Raw genomic sequence first — 16,518 nt, 5'->3', positions numbered from 1 at the left:
GACACGGGGACCGACCCCACCGGGGACCGGGAACACAAGGTCCCCCCTCTCCGGCGGAAGCCGACCAAGAAGGCCAAGAACAAAGGCCGGCGCGGTGGCCGAACGCGCAGCCCGCAGACGCAGCGCCCTTCGCACGAGCTGGAGCAGTCCGTGGACCAGCTCGTCCAGCAGGTCCGCCCCCACGTCCCCGCCCTGCTCGCACGGGACGGCAACGAGGCCATCACCCGGGTCCAGCTAAGGGAGATCATCCGGCGCGAGGGCCTGACGGGCGGCCGGAACGAGCGACTCGGCCTCGTCCTCCAGCGCCTGCGGAGCGAGCAAAGCACCACGACAGCAAGGAGCACCACCCGATGAAGACCTGCAAGCAGTTCACGGCCCTCCGTGAGGAGTACGAGCGTGAGATCGGCTACCTGAGCGCCCACTCCGAGCGGCATGCCGGCAAGCCGGCAGCGAAGTCCAGCGCCACGACCGCCGCATCGACGAAGGCACGAATGGCCAGGGCGCTCAGCGGCCACGTCGGGCGCTGCCCCGAGTGCGGCTGACAGCGAAGCAGCAGCTCAAACCCCCTATCCGCTACGGGTGGCCCCGCTCCCTGCCGGGCGACCCCCTCTAGGAGGAACCCCTTTGCTCCCTCGTACCCCTCGCTCGTCTCTACCCACAGCCGACGAGGCCAGCGCGTGGGCGGACGTCTTGGTCCACCGACGACTCCTGCACACCGCCGTCCTCGCCCCGACCGGCCAGTGGCTCGTCCAACACACGGCCAACGGGCCCGTCCACGTCCTCGACGATCCAGCCGACATCGTGGAGCTGGCCGCCGCCATCCAGCACGCCATCCGCTCCGCGAGGCCCGAAACCCGATGACGAACCCGAACGAGAACGGCACCGCCCCGGGACCTGCGGCTGACCTCAACTCGGTCTCGGAGCGAGCAAGTTGGGGCGGAAGCGTAGCTTCCGCCAACCCCGCCCCCAAGGGGGACGGGGAGGACCTGCACCGGGGGGCGCAGGTCCAGGAGGCTTCGACCGAGGGTGGATCGAAGCCGGGACAGGAGGAGCAGCCAACCACACGTCGCAACCTCCGTGAGCGCGCTGCCCGCGCTCGTCAGCGTCCGCGTCAGCCGCGCGCCACGAAGCGCCTGCACCAGCCCAACACCCGTTTCAACGAAGAAGAGTTCGCTCTGATCAAGTCCGCCGCCGCCCGGTGCAACCTGTCCGTCGCCGGTTTCCTCGCCCGCGCCGCGCTCGCCGCAGCCCGTGACCTCGACCGCACGAGCGCCGAAATCGCCGACGAACGTGAAGTGATCACGGCGCTGTTCGACAGCCGCCGCAAGCTCGGCTGGGCCGGCAGCAACCTCAACCAGGCAGTCAAGGCACTCAACTCCGGTGCGGACGCCCCCCAGCTCGAAGCGGCCGTCGCCGCCGTACGGCGGGCCGCCGACACCGCGCACGAAGCCGCCACACGGCTGATCGAGCACCACAGCTCATGATCCCCAGCGTCAACAACACAGGATCACGGACCATCGGTCTCCTCACATACCTCTACGAGACCGGCAAGTACGAGGACCACACCGACCCCCACCTCGTGGCCTCCTTTGACGGCATGTCCCCGGACCCCGGCCGCGACCCGAACGCCACGCTCAAGGACCTCCAGCAGCTCCTGGACCAGCCAGTGATGGCCCTCCCGGAGCACAAGCGGCCGGCCAAGCACGTCTGGCACACCTCCGTACGCGCGACCGCGGACGACCGGATCCTGTCCGACGAGGAGTGGGGTGAGATCGCCCGCCGGATCGTGGCCGCCACCGGCATCGACCCCGGCGGCGGCCAGCCCGGCTGCCGCTGGGCCGCCGTACGCCACGCCGACGACCACATCCACATCGTCGCCACCCTGGTGTGCGAGGACGGCAGCCGGCCTGACGACTTCCGCTCCGGCAAGCGCGCTCAGGCCGAATGCCGTCTCATCGAGAAGGAACTCGGCCTCCACCAAGTCGCCCCCGGCGACGGCACCGCCGCCCAGCGGCCCACCAGCGCCGAACGCCACAAAGCCGAGCGCCAGGGCCGCGAGCGCACCGCACGGGAAGAGCTGCGCGAGACCGTGCGCCGCGCGGTGGCCGGCGCGACCAGCGAGGAGGAGTTCTTCGACCGACTAGCCGCCGCCGGTCTGCTGATCCGCAAGCGGCACGCCCCATCCGGGGACCTGCTCGGGTACAAGGTCGCCCTGCCTGATGACCGCAACGCCCAGGACGAGCCAGTGTTCTACCCCGGCGCGCGCCTCGCGCCGGACCTGTCCCTTCCCCGCATCCGGGAACGCTGGTCCGCCGACAGCCACACCCCGGACACCGCGCCGAGACAGTCGGCACCGGGCGGCCCAGCCTCCGCGCGCCGGCGTACGGCCTCGGCCGCATGGGAAGCGGTGCTGGTCGTCGAGCACGGCGACGACGCGGTGGCCGCCGCGTACATCGCGGCGGCCGGCGAAATCCTGGACGCGCTGGCGAAAACCTCCGCCGCCCACACCCGCCGCGAACTGCGCGAAGCGGCCTGGGCGTTCGAGCGGGCCTCCCGCTCACACGTCAAGGCCCGGCGCGGGCACGACCAGGCCCTGCGGCAGGCCGCACGCGACCTCGTCCACAGCGGTCCCGCGCTCGGCCGTGGCGAGGACGGCGCGACCACCGCGATGGCGATCGACATGCTGTTCTTCCTCATCACCGCCGCCATCCACTGGCACGCGAAGAAGGGCCACGCACAGCAGGCCGCCGCGGCCCACCAGGCCGCCGAACATCTGCGCGCCGCATACCAGGCCGCCGCAGCCCAGCCCCTCGGCGCCCTCTACCAGCGCGGCCGACGCCTCAACCGCCCCCTGCAGCAACGGCAGACGGCCGTACTGCGCGAGGCGCTGCCGGAGCTGGCCGAGCAGATCCTGGCCGAACCCGGCTGGTACGCCCTCGCCGCCACCCTCGCCGACGCCGAGAGCGCCGGCCACGACCCAGCCGTCCTCCTCACCGAGGCAGCTGGGCGACGGGAATTGGAGAGTGCGGAGTCGGTCAGTGACGTGCTCGTGTGGCGGCTACGCCGCGCCGCTGGCCTCCCCGCAGACACCACCGACATGGCACTCGGCGATCACCCAGCAGACCGGGGCACGCACCGCGCGAAGCGGTCCGAACAGGGGCGATCCGGATCTCGTAGCCGCAGGCAATAACTACAGACTTTTTGAATGGAAGCTGGTCCTGCCGTTGCGAGACGATCATCGTGTGTGCAGGGACGAGACGAGGGAGGACCACGGTTGTTCCACCGGATACGGCGCCGTCGCGCGGAGGCAGAGATGGCCGAGATACTGCGCAAGCACGCGGAGTTCGAGGCGCGGATCATCGCGAACCAGAGGCCCCCGCACCCCGCGGCCATCGCCCCAGAGTCGGTCGCTGAGCCGGCACCGGTGGTGGACGACTTCCTGCCGGCGGATTTGCGGGTGCCCAGCCACGACCAGGTCGAGGGCCGGATGATGCCGTGGCCCTGGCCGATCGTCCTCGACAATGAGGTCGTCGCCTGCGCCGAGTGCGCCACGTACCGGGACTGGCTCATCATCTCCACCCGCGGCCAGGTGTGGCTGCGCTGCCGCGCCGGACACCAGCAGCTCGAACCACGGCTCGACACCGCTTGGTTCAACCGGCACTCCGGCCCCTCGGACGCGACGCACGCGACGTTCGAGGACTGCCTGCGCCATCTCGGCCACTGACCCCCTCCCCTGCGACCCCTCCGGGCCCACGGGCCCGCACTGCCCAACCGTCACCTAGCACAAGGGGTCTCTCCGTGCGTGTTCGCGTCGCCACCACCGCCCTCGGCCTCACGGCCGTCACCGTCCTCGCCCTGCCGGCCTGCTCCACCCCCTCCAGCCAGACCAAGCCCGCCGCCTCATCCGCCACCCGCACCGGCACTGCGGTGAACGGCGAGCGGCAGACGGCGCCGCTGTCGTCGGCCGCGCTGGAGCGTCTCCTGCTCGACGAGAGCGACCTCGGCAGCGGCTACACCCGCAGGCCCCAGCGCCCCGCCCGGCATGACGACGTCACCGTCCTCGGCTGCCCCGCCCTGGACAACCTCGGCGGCGACGCGGTCACCGGAAGCTCGCTCGACTTCCCCCACAAGGCGAAGGCGTCCTTCACCTACAGCGGCGACGGCGACTCGGCAGTGTCCGAGGGGCTGTACAGCGACACCGCAGGCAAGCTCTCCGACAGCACCAGCCGGATCTTCGCCGCGATAACCGGATGCCCGGATTTCCAGCTCCTTTCCGGCAGCACCGCGATCGACGTCACCACGCAGCGCTTGTCCGCGCCCGAGCTCGGCGACGAGCGGTGGAGCATGCTCCTCACCTTCTCCGCCGACGGGCGGGACAGCGTGGTCAAGCAGACCGCGATCCGCTCCGGGAACGTGCTGCTGACCGTCTCGGGAGCGCCGGCCCTCGTCGACCAGCACCTCGACAAGGCTCTCACCAAGGTGACGGCAGCCCGTTGACGCCCTGCCACGCCACAGCGCCCCAGGCCAAGCGAATGGCCGGGGCGCTGTTGGTGTATCTGCGCCAGGGCCCTTCAGGGGAAGTGGCTGAGGAGAGGTTAGGAGCCAGCCGGTAACAGCAAACTGGCCGTGACGTTGTTCAGCGGCCCCACTGTGACGGCTTCGGCCGGTCCCATTTTGTGAAGGGACGGTTTGCGATGGCCCCACCCTCTTATGCTGCTGATCTGCGCCGACTCTCAAGTGGAGCCACCTCAAGCCGTTATCGATGTTCACGATCCGGGTCCAGTGCTGGCCGTCACGGCGGGGCCGGAGAACGACGTCAGAGCCAAGCAAACAGCCCGGTCTCCCGAATGACTCGGGAAACCGGGCTGTCGGATGCAAACGGTGCGCCGGCACTCAGCTGGCCGGGGCGCGCAGGAGTCGGTCCCGCGTGCTCTCGGGCAGCACCCGGCGCAGGACCGGTGCGGTGGAACTGAGGGATGCGGCGAAGGCGGCGACGAGGTCGTGCGGCACGCTGGCGCTGAAGGACCCCGCCCACAGGCACGGCGCGCCTAGCACAGGCTCTGCCCATGCCTGCCATCCGACAGGCCCCGCCTCGTCCGCCTCGACGGTCAGGGCACGGGGATCACCGTCCTGGATGAGGGGCGGCACCTCGCCGAGGCTGAGGTGGGAGGTGAAGGTCGGATCCGTCGCCCCGGCGTCGAGCTGGTCGACGTCGCGGAGCCAGCCGTGCGCGGTGACGGCGTCGAGAACCAGCTCTGGCCCGGTGAACGCGGCGGTGGGCTGATCGCGGGCATCGAGCGCCACGAGGAATTCGGCTAGGACCTCGCCTGGGACGTCGGGGGTGAAGTAGGCGGACCACTGCGCGAGCGGCGTGGTCACGTCCTGACGGGCACAGACCTGCCAGGCGATCGGCAGCCCGCCCAGGTGAAACGGCTCGTCCGGCAGCACCCATTGAGCCCACCGCAGGGTGTCGGGGCTGACGTGGAGCACGGTGCTGCGCAGGACCTGGCGGTCCTCGGGTGCCTCGTCAGGCGCCTGGCGTCCGCGGACGATTGCCAGGCTCGTCCAATTCAGGCCCGCCAGCGTGTCGGCGACAGCGTCGTAGAGACGTCCGTCGTCACCGGCGAGGTGTCGAGGGCCGACCCAGTACGCGGGCTGAGCGCGGTTCGGGGTAGACGGGCCGAGCGAGTGGCTGGGGTTCAGGGGCGCCTCCAGGGGCTGGGTGCGGATCTACTTTCCGCGGGCGGTACGGCGGGGGCGGCGCGGGGGCGCCTGGACAGGGGCCTGCCAGGTCAGGGCCACGGCTACCTCGGGCGGCAGATGCCCGAGCTGGCTGTCCGCGTCCCGTCCCTCGGCCACGTAGACGACGGGCCGTCCGGCCTCATCGCACGCTTCGACGACCTGCGCCGGGCGATGGGCCATGGGGAAGAACGGGTTCATCGCCAGCCGCAAGGGCGCGGTCCGGTCGCAGGCGGACAGGCGGTCGATGAGGTCACCGACGGTCATCTCCGAGGGCTCCACGGGAAGTCTCCTTACATGCAGGGAGGGGGCGTACGGGACGGCGGAGGTCGCGCCGCTCAAGGTTGGGCAGAAGGAGCGCGGTGCCGTGTGGAATCTCCTGGCGCCTACTCGACTTTGTCCTTCACAGGGGCCGGGGGTCTCCAGCACGCGTGACACGACGGGACGATATCGGCAGGCGTCTCCGTGGCTCACGGGAGCCACAGCCACGGACAATCACCTCTCTGACCTGGCTGTTTCCGGGAAGGGTCGTCTACGTTGACATAGGTCTACGCGCGTTGGCCAGTCTTTCCCGGCTCTTTCCTGTCTGCCCCGGGCGAACTGTGGTCCGTGGACATCGCACCCAGTCGTTTTGCCATCTGTCCGTTGTCACCCAACTCAGTCGTCATACCACCGCGACTGACGCTCCGTGTCAGCCAACCCAGTCGCGGTAGTCACGGACGTGGAGTTCCCTCCGTCCACACATCGAGCACACTCCGGCCCCGTCCTCGGCTCGCGATGTACGCTCGCGCGCACAACGCGCATTAGGGGGAAAAGCACCGTGGACGTCATCAGTACTTCGGACCTACTCGTCTGGCGTAACGAACACCGAGGGCGCCAGCTCAAGCAGCTTCTCGCGGATCGGGAAGCCTACGAGCTGCGGCGCAGTCAGGCAGCGCAAGCTATCCGCGAGCGGTGCATGACTCACGAGACCGACGCCGACCGCCTCCTGTTCCAAGACAGCGGAGAGAGTCAGCGCGTTCGAGGACTGGCACGCGCGGACTTCGCTACCGCCCTCGACCCGATCCCCAGTGAACGTCAAGCCCTCGAAGCACGGGAGGCAAGCCTAAGGGCCCATTGGAACGACCCCGTTGTCTGGACCCGGACCACCATCGGCGCTGCCCTCAAGATCTACCACTACAGCATGAGCTGCGGCCGCGTCTCCGGTGCCGGGCGGCATCCTGACTCGTTCCACACGCAGTTCGAGTCCGAAGCCGAGGCGCGTGGTCTGACCCCCTGCGGTGTGGACCACTGCCGCTGGGCCCGTGAAGAGCTGGATCGCCTGCTCCCGCGTGCGCGAACCTGACCACGGCGTTTGACATTCAATCCAGTCGTCGCAGATCAGAGAGTCGCCCCCGACTAACTTCGCTGTCCAAGGACACCATCGGACCGAGTCGTGCCGCATCCGGCGTGCCCAGAACCACGACACTAACGAGGGCCAACGGGAAGCCGTCGGCCCTCTGGCCAGCTATCCCACAGCACAGCACGCCCTGCTACCCATCAGCCGCCGAGAGTCCCCATGCACGTCATGCACCGACTCGTCGCCCGCAGCCGCGCGTTCCCCCCAGTGGCGATCGCTGGGCTGCTTTCGCTGATACGGTCCCAATCTCCGGGCGCCGGATCGAGGATCCAACCCCACTTCGGGGGCTGCACCTCGTCTTCTGTCATGTGATCGCAGGCGCCCGGAACGTGCGCCTTACCATTCTGTTTGATCAAGATGGCGTTGCCGGGGAACCGCCGCCACTCCTGTCGAACACGCCTTTCCTCCGGGTGTGCCTTGGGCACGCTGCCATCAGGAGGACAGGCGCACCCCATGCCGATGATGTTGTCGCACCGCTCGCAGCGCACCTCTTTCATGTGAACAAGTCTCCCATCCGAGAGTGCGCAGCCCACGCGTAGCGGCATGGCCACGGTGTCCATTGCGGCGACACCGAGAGATCACCGCTATTCGACTGGGTTGGATGGCAGAGCGGCTGGCTTCGCTGACAACAGACGACTGTCCCTCGTCATCCGATCGAGGCGTTTGGCAGCGAACCCAGCTGTCCCGTCTCGAAAGATCTGGCTTTCCGTCTCGAGTGGTCTGGCCCGATTCGATTGTGGTCTCAGGCGATCTGGCGCAGTTCGTCCGTTCCACGGCTGCGTTCGGGCCGGGGGGGGAGGGTCAGCTACGGCGTGGTCGTGCCACGAGGGGAGCGGACATGGACAGGCCCACCATGTCGGTCCACACGGCGTCGCCGACTCCGTCGATGGCTTCCTTGGTGGCCCGCTCTTCGGTGGTGAGGACGTTGAGTTCCACCCGGAGGTCGTAGGGCAGGTAGTCGAGGGCCAGGCGGCGGCCGACGTAGTCCATGACGGAACTTGCCTGCTTGACCTCTGGGTCGTTGGTGAGGCCGGCGGGCTCGAAGCGCATTCCGACGTAGTCGGTGACGAACGCCCTGAGCGGAACGCCATGCCGGAGGCCCTGGGTGATGGTTGAGGAGAAGGCGTCCATCATGCCCGCGAGCGTGGAGCCCTGCTTGGCCATACGGATCAGCACTTCGGCGGGGGCCCCGTCCTCGGTGCATGCGACGGTCAGGTACCCCTTGCCCTCGCCGACCGTGAACGACCGGGTCGTCGACTGCATGCGCCGCAGAGGATGCTGCTGGGTCGGCTCGACAGCGTGCTCCCCGCTGCGCGTTCGCGTCGTGCTGTCACCGAACCGTTGGGCCATGGAATGATCCCCATCCTTACTCGCGAATCTGAGCAGAGCGCAAACGAATACACAAACTGTGGGCATCAAATCGATGTTGACCACAACATGTTGGGGTTACCGTAAAGGTGGGAGGCAGACAGCGCCAAACGCGGCACGCCGAGCGAGCCCCCTGAAGCCACGAGAGGCACACTGACTCCAACACATCGAATGCACAGGGGAGTTGGGGTTCTGCGATCGTGCCGGTAACCCAGGCTTCCGGGGCGGTACCGTTGCCACGGGCCGTCTCCCGTGCTGCGAGACGCGAGCGCGTGACAGCAACGCACGTGCACGGGCTCACGAACAACGCCCGCAGGCTCATATCCGCAGGCGCCGGAAATCCCCTGGGGCGTTGTCGGTGCCGGCCTCTAGCGTCGTCCCATGAGCTACCGCGACGTCGCCTCGAGGCAGGTCCTGATCTGGTCCTGTACCACCGTCGGCGCCCGCATGCCGGTGGCCATGGCTCCGTTGGCCCTGGTCTTCCTGGTGCGCGAACGCCCTGGCGGCTACTCCCTGGGCGCGATCCTCGCGGCGGCCTACGTCATCGGCGAGATCATCGGCGCCCCCGTCCTCGGGATGCGCCTGCGCCCCGACCGCGCCCGTGTTCACCTGGCCGTCGGGCTCGCGGTCGGAGCCGGCGCCTTCACGGGCCTCGGGGTGTTCCCCGGCGTGCATCCGGCGGTCCTCGCCGGGTTTGCGTGTCTCGCCGGTGCCGCCCCGACCGCTACCACCGGTGGCCTGCGCACGCTGCTCACCGTGCTCGTCCCGGAGCGTGCGACAGCGCAGGCGCTATCCATCGAGTCGATACTGACGGCCGGCATCTGGGCCGTCTCCCCGGCAGCGGTTGCCGGTCTGGCCCTCGGTGTAGCATCACCCGCCCCGCTGATCCTCGGTGCCGCCCTGATGGCGTCGTCGGTCGCGGGCCTGTGGCTGCTTCCGGCCAGCTGGGGCGCGGACGACACGGGCGGCGAGGACCGGACGAGTGCGTCGCTGCTGCGACTCCTGACCGGCGCCTGGCCGGTGTACGTCACGGGCGCGGCCAGTCTGGCCCTGCTCGGTCTGTCCGAACTCGTGCTGCCGGCCCTGCTCGAACAGCGCGGCGTCGGCGTCGGCTGGTCCGGTCCGCTGCTGACCGGGATGGCGGTGGGCGGGGGGCTCGGCGCCTTTGTCCACGGTCTTCGGTCCTGGCCCGGGCGGCTGCGCACCCGCAGCCTGGTGTTGATGGCCGGGACATCGGCGTGCGTAACCCTTGCGGCACTGACGCATCACCCGGCCGGGATCGCCGCCGCGCTGGTCGTGGGGGGCACACTTCAGTCGTGTGCGATGCTCACCCGCAACCTGTCTCTGCGCGAGGCGCTTCCGCCGGGCGCTCTGGCCGCAGGTTACTCCGTGATGTACGCGGCGGCGGGTGCAGGCTACGCGGCGACAGGGTCGCTCGCCGGGGCCCTCCTCAAGGCGGTGGCACCGTCCACGGCCATCCTGGCCGGAGTCGGCCTCACCCTGGTGCTGACGGGGGTCGGCTGGTGGGGCGAGGCGCGCCGAGCCGGCCGTTCAGTGCCGGGAGCCGACACCGCCGTAGCTCTCGGCTCTGCGGCTTGCAATCCCGTCGCCCCCGGCCCGCAAGGTCCGGCAACGGGCGGTCGAAGTGGTGCCGAGCGCCTTTAAATGCTGCCGCGTCGACTGGGCCAGCCGTGCCGAACACCAGCAATCAGGCCCCCAACAGAACACAGTCGAGGTTCCGTCGCGCCTGACCCCCGCTCGTACGGCCTGTGGGCCTACGAGTGTGGAGGGGCTCCGCGGGGGCGTCCGACGTGTCCAGCCGCGGTTGGTCACTCGGGACGGCCCTGCTGGTCCGGTGGCGGAACAGGCAGGCGCCAGTGCTCGGTGTCTCGCTTGCCCTCCAGCGCGGCGAGCAGGACGTCCTCGTCGTCGGCCAGGTCCCAGAAGGTGCGCGCCACATCCCGGCGGAAGGCGTGGCCCTGGCCGTCGCCATGGATGCGCGCCAGGCCCCCGGGACTCGGTCCCAGGGGCCTGGCATGGGGAAGACCAGTTAGTTCGTGTCGGCGTTCTCGTCCGGCTCGGGCTCGGAGCCCGTACGGCGGCGCGCGGCGGCAATCGCGCCGATGCCGCCGACGAGCATGAGTCCGGCACCGCCGAGGATCCACGGGGTGGCGTCGGCGCCGGTGTGGGCGAGGGAACCGCCCGGAGTCTTCGGTGACGTGGGATCCGTCCCGTCCGCTGACGAGATGACTGAGGAGTCAGTGTCCGGTGTGCCGGTGGCCGGCGGATTGGACGCTGACCCGCCAGAAGTGCTCCCGGCCGGACTGTCCGTGGGCATCGACGGGGTAGCGGTCGGCTGGTCCGTCGGCTTCTCGGTGGGCTTGGGCGTGGTGGCGGTCTTGGTGTTGGTGACGGTCACGGTAATCGGGGCGCCGGGTCCGGCGGTGAAGGTCTTCACGGGCTTGGAGAGTTCGTAGCCCTTGGGGGCCTTGACCTGCTTGACCCAGAACTCGGCCTTGCGGCTGGGCACAGCGAGTTCGCCGGTGGCGGTGCCCTTCGGACCGGTGGTGAGGGTGAGCAGGGTCTTCTCGCCGCTGCCGATGTTCACGGTGGAGCCGGGCAGGAGCTTGCCGGTCTTGTTGTCCTTGGTCTTCAGCAGGACCTGGGCGGGCTTGAACGGGTCGACGATCGTCAGGCGGGCGGTGGCGCCGGGGGTGACGATGACGTCCTGGTCGGCGACGACATCGTGGAGCGGGCTGCCTGAGGTCGTCTCCTTCAGCCGGTACACGCCGGGGGCGAGACCGGTGAAGGTCAGCTGCCCCTGGGCGTCGGTGGTGCCGCTGCCGGCTTCCTGGCCGGTGGCGTCGAAGAGGAGGAAGGCGGCGCCTTTAAGGATGTCGCCGGCTGGATCCTTCTTGACAATGCCGATGCTGCCCGCGTCGGGCTGGGGTGTGTCGGTGACAGCAGCGGAGGGCGTCGGCTCGGTCGGCTGGGCAGTCGCGGTCGGGGCCCAGGTAAGGGTGCCGGTCACCGCCGCGGCAACGGCGACGGGAAGGCGGCGGGCAGGGGTGATGCGCAAGCAGGAACTCCTGAACGAGGAAGAGGATGACGAAGGGGCGGCAGCGCGGGGCTGCGACGGTTCAGCGGGAGCGAGTGCCGCTGCGGGCGGTCTCGGGTGACGGGGCCTTCCGGACGGTGCGGCCCGAGGTACGTGACGGCGCGGGCGTCTTCCAGGCACCGGGGAACCAGACGGAGACGTACTGCTCGATGGCGTTGCGCAGTCCGTCTGTGTGGGCGTGTTCCCAGGGCACCCAGTCGGGACGGTCGCGAAGCTCCTGGAAGGTGCCGTACCCCGATTCCCTCGGACTGCGGCCCTGAGATGCGTCGCGGTGGTCGAAGGTCTTGTGGTCCTCGAAGCGCAGCACCGCGGCGTCGAGTTCGCCTCTGTCCTGGTGGATGACGGCCAGGCGCAGGCCGTTGTACTCGTCTGCGCGGATGGTCCGGGCGAAGTCGATCCGCAGCCTCAGCGGGCCAGCGGGAACGGGGGTCGCGTAGTAGGTGCTGCCGACAACGCCTGCCTCGGTGAACGGGAGCTTCAGGTGCTCCATGAAGAACTCGCGGGCGTGCAGGGCCAAGCGGATGCCTCCGGTCGGACGGTGAAGTGGCGGGTGGTCAACGGCCGGGGCCGGGCAGAGCGGGCCGGCTGGTGGTACTCCAGCGCGGGACACTGGAAGCGGGAAGGGCGGCGGGGCTACGGGCGGCGGCGCGCTGGACGTCGAGCGGTGTCGGGGCCGAGGACCGGGGTGGGATGACCGGGGTGAGCTGGGCCATGCCCTTGACGTAGCTGTACGTTTCCTCCCTCCAGCGGGGCAGCGGCGCGGGATCGGACACGCACTCGGTGACGGCCTTGATCAGGGCCACGGGGGTGTCGGTGCTGGCGGTGGCGTACCAGGCCGGGCGGTCGATCGAGGTGCCGGCCCACAGCTGCCAGCGGGCGTCGCGGGTGGTCAACTCGGCTTCCGGGTCGAGGCGTCCGGTGGTGAACTCCAGCCCCGCATATCCGTCGGGCGACTGGATCGCGAAGACGCCCCACCGGGGGTGGTCGATCTGCCAGCCGCGGTTGATGAGCGGTACGACCGCGAGGAACGGGTCACGGTCCGCGCTGCCCGGCTTCGGCGTCGCGAGGTAGGCATCCGGGCCCTGCTGGTACGCCTTGGCGAGCGCGGTGGTGAACGCGGTGACGAACTCGGTCGGGCAGGAGTCGTTGAAGCAGACGCCCCAGGGCCGGCGGTCCGAAGGGATCGCTGTAGGCGTTGATGTGCCACAGGCCGTCGTCCTCGCCTTCGGGCAGGTAGCCGAGGCGGACCTTGCGGTCGGGTGCGTGGACGTAGGCGTTGCCGAGGTCGTCGTTCTCCAGATTCCAACCGAGGTCGCGGAGGGGCGCGAGGGCGGGGTCGCCGATGCCGGTGGTGCCGGCGAGGTAGCGCGGGCAGACGTAGACGTCTCCGTCGATGGTGTGTAGGTCGTCGTGGGGTGGCACGCGGGTCCTGAGATGTAGGTGTTCGGGGTTGGGTCAGCTGGTGCGGGGCAGCAGTGCTGCTTCCAGGTGGGCGGGCTGGCCGGTGTAGTGCAGCGTGCGCAGCCCGAGGCGGGTGGCGGCGCGGCAGTTGTCCGCCCGGTCATCGACGAACAGCACGCGCTGCGGGTCTGCGACGCCGGTGGCGCCCAGGGCCAGTTGGTAGGCGGCCGGGTCCGGCTTGCACACCTGAAGCCGGGCGGAGTACAGGGCCCGGGTCATCAGCTCGCGGCACCAGTCGTGGGTGTCGAGGACGTCGCTGAGCGGGTGCGGGGCGTTGGACAGCAGCACCATCGGCAACCCGAGCTGGTGGGCGCGCCGTAGGACGGCGATCATGCGGTGGTCCACCGTGGTCCACATGGCGGTGTCGGCGGTGCGCAGTTCGCGCAGCATGCGCGGGCCGGGGTGGTAGCCGAGTACGCGGGCCCAGTACGCCAGGTCGCTCAGCTGGCCGGCGTCGTACGCCTCGCGGGCGCTCCAGAAGGCGCTCTGGAACGAGGCAATGTCGCCGTCGGGCCAGTTGGCGAGGTGGGCAAGGTGCTTCCACTGGTCAGCGTCGGGCTGCAGGCCGATGACGCCGTTGTAGTCGAGGATCACAGCGTCGAGGGCCGGGTTGGCGGTGGTGAGGGTCAAGGGGAAGGCTTCTCCAGGGCTCGGTGAGACAGGGCGGCGACGGCTGCTGCGAGCAGGGCGGGCAGCAGCAGTGCCGTGGACAGGGTGGTGACGGTGGCAAGGGCGCCGATGAGGGCGGGCCCGGCGAGCAGGCCCAGGTAGCCGGTGACGGCGACCGTGGCCACGGCCCGTGGGCCGCCGACTCCGGCAGCCGTGATCAGGCAGGGAACGGTGATGGACAGGCCCAGCCCGAACAGGGCCCAGCCGGCCAGAGCCAACGGCATGCTGGAGGTGACGGCACCGGTGGCAAGTCCGGCCACGGCAAGGATCGCGCCAACCCGTACGACGCGAGGGGCGCCGAAGGTGGCGGTGAGCCGGTCGCCGGTCTGCCGCCCCAGAGCCATGGCCGCGCTGTAGAGGGCGAACGCGGCTGCGCTCACGGCCGTAGAGGCATCCAGGCTGTGCAGATGGACGGCAGCCCAGTCGGCGGCTGCCCCTTCCCCCAGCAGGCACGAGGCGGCCAGTACGCCCAGCAGCCACAGCTTCCCGGAGGAGAGTGCCGGCCGGATCTCGCCATGCGCGAGGCCCGCGGGTGCAGCTGGTTGATCCGTGCCGTTCAGGGAGCGGGTTACGGGCGCGGCAGCGAGCGCGGCGCATGTGAGGGCCAGGCCGGTGGCGAGGAAGAGGGTGCTGTGCCTGATGTGGGCGGTGACGGCGGCCAGGGCGGCTCCCGCGAGGGCGCCGATGGAGTAGGCGGCGTGGAGCGAGGACATGATGGGTCTGCCGGCGGCGTTCTGGCAGCGCACCGCCGCGGAATTGAGAGCGACGTCCAGCACACCGTGCGCGATACCGAACGCAAGGGCGGCGGTGAGCAGGGACGGCAGGTTGTCGCACTGGCCCAGGAGGGCGAGGCATGCGGCGATGCCGGTGGCGCCCGAGGTGAGTAGGGCAGGAAGGCGCTCTGGCTGGGCGAGCCGGCTCCCGGCCTGGAGTCCTGCGACCATGCCGAGCGCGGCGGCCAGCAGTACCAGGGCCAGGTGGGCGGTGCTCAGGTGGGCGGTCTGCTGAACGGCCGGCATCCGGGCGCCCCAGATGGCCATCACCACCCCGAGGCCGAGGAAGTAGCCGGTCAGCAGGCCACGGCTGCGGCGGGCCGTGAGGGGTGCTGTCTTCATGCGAGGGGATCCGCCCCCGCGCCCTGGCCGACCTGGTGGGGAGCCATGTCGAAGGTGAGGACGCGCAGCGCCTCCTGGCCGCGGTGCCGGGCGTCTTCGGCGCAGGCGCCTGTGGTGATCAGGAAGCCGATCCGGGCGGAGAACATGTCTCCCTCGGGCGGGAGTAGCAGCCGGTCGCCGACGCTGCGCTGGAAGGAGATCTGCTCCAGCCACGGCTGCCGGGGACCGTCGAAGCGGAGGGCTGTAAGGGTGCCGGAGGTCTCGGGGTAGATCATGTGGATCGCGGCGGCCGAGTGCCGGGTGGGGGTGAGGTCGGGGGCGCGGTCGCAGGCGATGTCGGCCGCCGCACGGGGCAGGTCGATGCCGGTGGCCAGGCGCACCAGGTATCCGATCAGGTCCCCGGCGATGCGGCCGTTGACCTCGATGAGCCGGGGCCGGTCGTGCACCAGGCGCATTTCGACGTGGCTGACGCCGTCGGTGATGCCGAGCGCGCCGATCGCGGCTCGCGCCGCCGGGGCGACCACGTCGATCAGCGGGTCGGACGCGTCGACCGAGTGGGCGAGTTCTTCGAAGAACGGGGGTGCGCTGACGGTCTTGCGGGTGACCGCGACCACGGTGGTCTCGCCCCGGTAGGTGACGCATTCGACCGAGACCTCGGGCCCGTCGAGGTACTCCTCGACCAGCACACTGGTGCTCTCCGTCCCCAGGCCGGCGGCCCGGGCGGCGAAGTCGTAGCCAGCAGCGACCTGTTCGGGGCCGTCCACGCGGATCACGCCCATGCTCGCCGCGTGCGCGGCGGGCTTCAGAACAACCGGGTAGCCGATCCGCTCGGCCACGGCCTGCGCCTCCCGACGCGTGCGCACGCTCACCGATGCTGTCGACGGGACACCATGGCGGGCGAACAGGCTCCTCGCGGTGGCCTTGTTACGGCATGCCTGCATCACCTCAGGCGCCGTGGTGGGCAAGCCGAGCTGGCGGGCGAGGCGGGCGACCGGGACGAGGTACCACTCGGTCCAGGTGAACACGCCAGCCAGTTCGTAGCGGTCGGCCAGAGTCCGGCCGGCGGCGGACAGCGCCGCCTGGTCGGTGGGATCGGGCACGACCACGCAGTCCCGGATGAACGGCACCTCCCACGAGGGTTCATCGCTGGTGATCAGGACGACGTCGTAGGAGGCGGCCACGGACTCAAGGCAGTACCGGCGATACGCCTCGGCTTCCATGTCGGCCGCGGCCACGACCAGGACGACAGGACGGTCGGACAAGAAGGCTCCTCGGAGGATGTGGTGGCGGATGGGTTGTGCCGGCCGGTGGTCACGGGCTGCGCCGACGGCGGACCTCGATGGCGCAGGCCCACTCCGGGTGCGCGTCGAGCAGCCTTCTTGCGTAGAGGGCGGTGTAGTTGTTGTTGAGGCCCTTCACGCCGTGAGGGTGGCGCCAGCGCAGGGCCTCGAACAGCGCCTTCATGCCGACCCGTGTCGCGCCGGTCGCGAGGCGCGCGGCGACGAGCTGCTCCAGGGCCCGGTACACCCAGGGGTGTTGGGAGTCGAAGGCGTGGAACTGCTCGGTGATCGTCGGCCGGACACCGTGGTGCGGGAGGTCGAGGCCGGGCAGTCCGGTCTGCGTGATGGTGGACATGAGCGACGAAGGGT

18 protein-coding genes and 2 pseudogenes are annotated in these 16,518 nt (G+C 70.1%); 9 read left to right on the top strand and 11 right to left on the bottom strand.

Going from position 1 to position 16,518, the window contains the following annotated elements:
* The 7 genes and pseudogenes from HCK00_RS23335 to HCK00_RS23305 form a co-directional block, all read left to right on the top strand.
* Window positions 1-354 (top strand): annotated as a pseudogene (locus HCK00_RS23335) (hypothetical protein); the annotation flags it as partial.
* On the top strand, window positions 351-542 hold the full coding sequence (locus tag HCK00_RS23330) for a hypothetical protein (RefSeq protein WP_168103982.1): 192 nt from the start codon (window positions 351-353) through the stop codon (window positions 540-542). The pseudogene HCK00_RS23335 and the gene HCK00_RS23330, both read left to right, overlap by 4 nt.
* A 148-nt stretch (window positions 543-690) precedes the next feature.
* A complete protein-coding gene (locus HCK00_RS23325) occupies window positions 691-861 on the top strand; it encodes a hypothetical protein (protein WP_311765444.1) in 171 nt (56 codons plus the stop codon).
* The gene (locus tag HCK00_RS27960; RefSeq protein ID WP_240966038.1) at window positions 858-1,484 is read left to right on the top strand and encodes a plasmid mobilization protein; all 627 of its coding nucleotides are present in this window, start codon (window positions 858-860) and stop codon (window positions 1,482-1,484) included. The genes HCK00_RS23325 and HCK00_RS27960 overlap by 4 nt, the downstream gene beginning before the upstream one ends.
* Window positions 1,481-3,190: a relaxase/mobilization nuclease domain-containing protein gene (locus tag HCK00_RS23315; RefSeq protein WP_168103980.1), complete on the top strand. Its 1,710-nt coding sequence runs from the start codon at window positions 1,481-1,483 to the stop codon at window positions 3,188-3,190. The genes HCK00_RS27960 and HCK00_RS23315 overlap by 4 nt, the downstream gene beginning before the upstream one ends.
* Before the next feature lie 84 nt (window positions 3,191-3,274).
* Complete coding sequence (locus HCK00_RS23310; RefSeq protein WP_168103979.1) at window positions 3,275-3,724, top strand: hypothetical protein; 450 nt, start codon at window positions 3,275-3,277, stop codon at window positions 3,722-3,724.
* Between the two features lie 74 nt (window positions 3,725-3,798).
* Window positions 3,799-4,497 carry a hypothetical protein gene (locus HCK00_RS23305; protein ID WP_168103978.1) on the top strand — a complete coding sequence of 233 codons (699 nt, stop codon included), beginning with the start codon at window positions 3,799-3,801 and terminating at the stop codon, window positions 4,495-4,497.
* A 396-nt stretch (window positions 4,498-4,893) separates the two neighbouring features.
* On the opposite strand, the gene HCK00_RS23300 is transcribed toward HCK00_RS23305, so the two are convergent.
* Together HCK00_RS23300 and HCK00_RS23295 are read right to left on the bottom strand one after the other, a co-directional pair.
* On the bottom strand, window positions 4,894-5,715 hold the full coding sequence (locus HCK00_RS23300) for an SPDY domain-containing protein (RefSeq protein WP_168104001.1): 822 nt from the start codon (window positions 5,713-5,715) through the stop codon (window positions 4,894-4,896).
* A 15-nt stretch (window positions 5,716-5,730) separates the two neighbouring features.
* A complete protein-coding gene (locus HCK00_RS23295; protein WP_168103977.1) occupies window positions 5,731-6,021 on the bottom strand; it encodes a hypothetical protein in 291 nt (96 codons plus the stop codon).
* Window positions 6,022-6,559: 538 nt separating this feature from the next.
* Here HCK00_RS23295 and HCK00_RS23290 point away from each other — a divergent pair.
* Window positions 6,560-7,084: a hypothetical protein gene (locus tag HCK00_RS23290; protein ID WP_168103976.1), complete on the top strand. Its 525-nt coding sequence runs from the start codon at window positions 6,560-6,562 to the stop codon at window positions 7,082-7,084.
* Between the two features lie 855 nt (window positions 7,085-7,939).
* Here the strand turns inward: HCK00_RS23290 and HCK00_RS23285 are convergent.
* On the bottom strand, window positions 7,940-8,401 hold the full coding sequence (locus HCK00_RS23285) for a TSCPD domain-containing protein (protein ID WP_240966037.1): 462 nt from the start codon (window positions 8,399-8,401) through the stop codon (window positions 7,940-7,942).
* A 486-nt stretch (window positions 8,402-8,887) separates the two neighbouring features.
* On the opposite strand from HCK00_RS23285, the gene HCK00_RS23280 reads away from it, so the two are divergent.
* Window positions 8,888-10,171 (top strand): MFS transporter, encoded by a 1,284-nt coding sequence (locus HCK00_RS23280; protein WP_240966035.1) that lies wholly within the window; start codon window positions 8,888-8,890, stop codon window positions 10,169-10,171.
* Window positions 10,172-10,335: 164 nt separating this feature from the next.
* Here the strand turns inward: HCK00_RS23280 and HCK00_RS28270 are convergent, their stop codons facing one another.
* The 8 genes and pseudogenes from HCK00_RS28270 to HCK00_RS23245 all read right to left on the bottom strand — a co-directional run bounded on the left by HCK00_RS28270 (window position 10,336) and on the right by HCK00_RS23245 (window position 16,504).
* Complete coding sequence (locus HCK00_RS28270) at window positions 10,336-10,464, bottom strand: hypothetical protein (RefSeq protein ID WP_277348294.1); 129 nt, start codon at window positions 10,462-10,464, stop codon at window positions 10,336-10,338.
* A gap of 92 nt (window positions 10,465-10,556) precedes the next feature.
* Window positions 10,557-11,585, bottom strand: a complete 1,029-nt coding sequence (locus tag HCK00_RS23275) for a SpaA isopeptide-forming pilin-related protein (protein ID WP_168103975.1) — start codon at window positions 11,583-11,585, stop codon at window positions 10,557-10,559.
* A gap of 61 nt (window positions 11,586-11,646) precedes the next feature.
* Window positions 11,647-12,141: a hypothetical protein gene (locus tag HCK00_RS23270; RefSeq protein ID WP_168103974.1), complete on the bottom strand. Its 495-nt coding sequence runs from the start codon at window positions 12,139-12,141 to the stop codon at window positions 11,647-11,649.
* A 37-nt stretch (window positions 12,142-12,178) separates the two neighbouring features.
* Window positions 12,179-13,046: pseudogene (locus HCK00_RS23265) on the bottom strand (SPDY domain-containing protein).
* 33 nt (window positions 13,047-13,079) lie between these two features.
* Window positions 13,080-13,715 carry an HAD family hydrolase gene (locus HCK00_RS23260; protein ID WP_168103973.1) on the bottom strand — a complete coding sequence of 212 codons (636 nt, stop codon included), beginning with the start codon at window positions 13,713-13,715 and terminating at the stop codon, window positions 13,080-13,082.
* Complete coding sequence (locus HCK00_RS23255; protein ID WP_168103972.1) at window positions 13,712-14,869, bottom strand: MFS transporter; 1,158 nt, start codon at window positions 14,867-14,869, stop codon at window positions 13,712-13,714. The genes HCK00_RS23260 and HCK00_RS23255 overlap by 4 nt, the downstream gene beginning before the upstream one ends.
* Window positions 14,866-16,089, bottom strand: coding sequence for an ATP-grasp domain-containing protein (locus HCK00_RS23250; protein WP_168104000.1), 1,224 nt, complete (start codon window positions 16,087-16,089; stop codon window positions 14,866-14,868). Before HCK00_RS23250 ends, HCK00_RS23255 begins: the two co-directional genes overlap by 4 nt.
* A 91-nt stretch (window positions 16,090-16,180) precedes the next feature.
* A complete protein-coding gene (locus HCK00_RS23245) occupies window positions 16,181-16,504 on the bottom strand; it encodes a hypothetical protein (RefSeq protein ID WP_240966033.1) in 324 nt (107 codons plus the stop codon).
* Window positions 16,505-16,518 lie beyond the last annotated feature (14 nt).

This window comes from Streptomyces zingiberis, from assembly GCF_012034935.1.
In the GTDB taxonomy this organism is placed as follows: Bacteria; Actinomycetota; Actinomycetes; order Streptomycetales; family Streptomycetaceae; genus Streptomyces; species Streptomyces zingiberis.
The sequence above is the reverse complement of the archived record's forward strand: the minus strand, read 5'-3'. Positions and strand labels throughout refer to the sequence as shown.

Excerpts from the sequence above, each read along its gene's own strand:
- HCK00_RS23330 (WP_168103982.1), top strand. The coding sequence starts at position 351 with ATGAAGACCTGCAAGCAGTTCACGGCCCTCCGTGAGGAGTACGAGCGT.
- HCK00_RS27960 (WP_240966038.1), top strand. The coding sequence starts at position 858 with ATGACGAACCCGAACGAGAACGGCACCGCCCCGGGACCTGCGGCTGAC.
- HCK00_RS23315 (WP_168103980.1), top strand. The coding sequence starts at position 1,481 with ATGATCCCCAGCGTCAACAACACAGGATCACGGACCATCGGTCTCCTC.
- HCK00_RS23285 (WP_240966037.1), bottom strand. The coding sequence starts at position 8,401 with ATGCAGTCGACGACCCGGTCGTTCACGGTCGGCGAGGGCAAGGGGTAC.
- HCK00_RS23280 (WP_240966035.1), top strand. The coding sequence starts at position 8,888 with ATGAGCTACCGCGACGTCGCCTCGAGGCAGGTCCTGATCTGGTCCTGT.
- HCK00_RS23255 (WP_168103972.1), bottom strand. The coding sequence starts at position 14,869 with ATGAAGACAGCACCCCTCACGGCCCGCCGCAGCCGTGGCCTGCTGACC.
- HCK00_RS23250 (WP_168104000.1), bottom strand. The coding sequence starts at position 16,089 with ATGGAAGCCGAGGCGTATCGCCGGTACTGCCTTGAGTCCGTGGCCGCC.
- HCK00_RS23245 (WP_240966033.1), bottom strand. The coding sequence starts at position 16,504 with ATGTCCACCATCACGCAGACCGGACTGCCCGGCCTCGACCTCCCGCAC.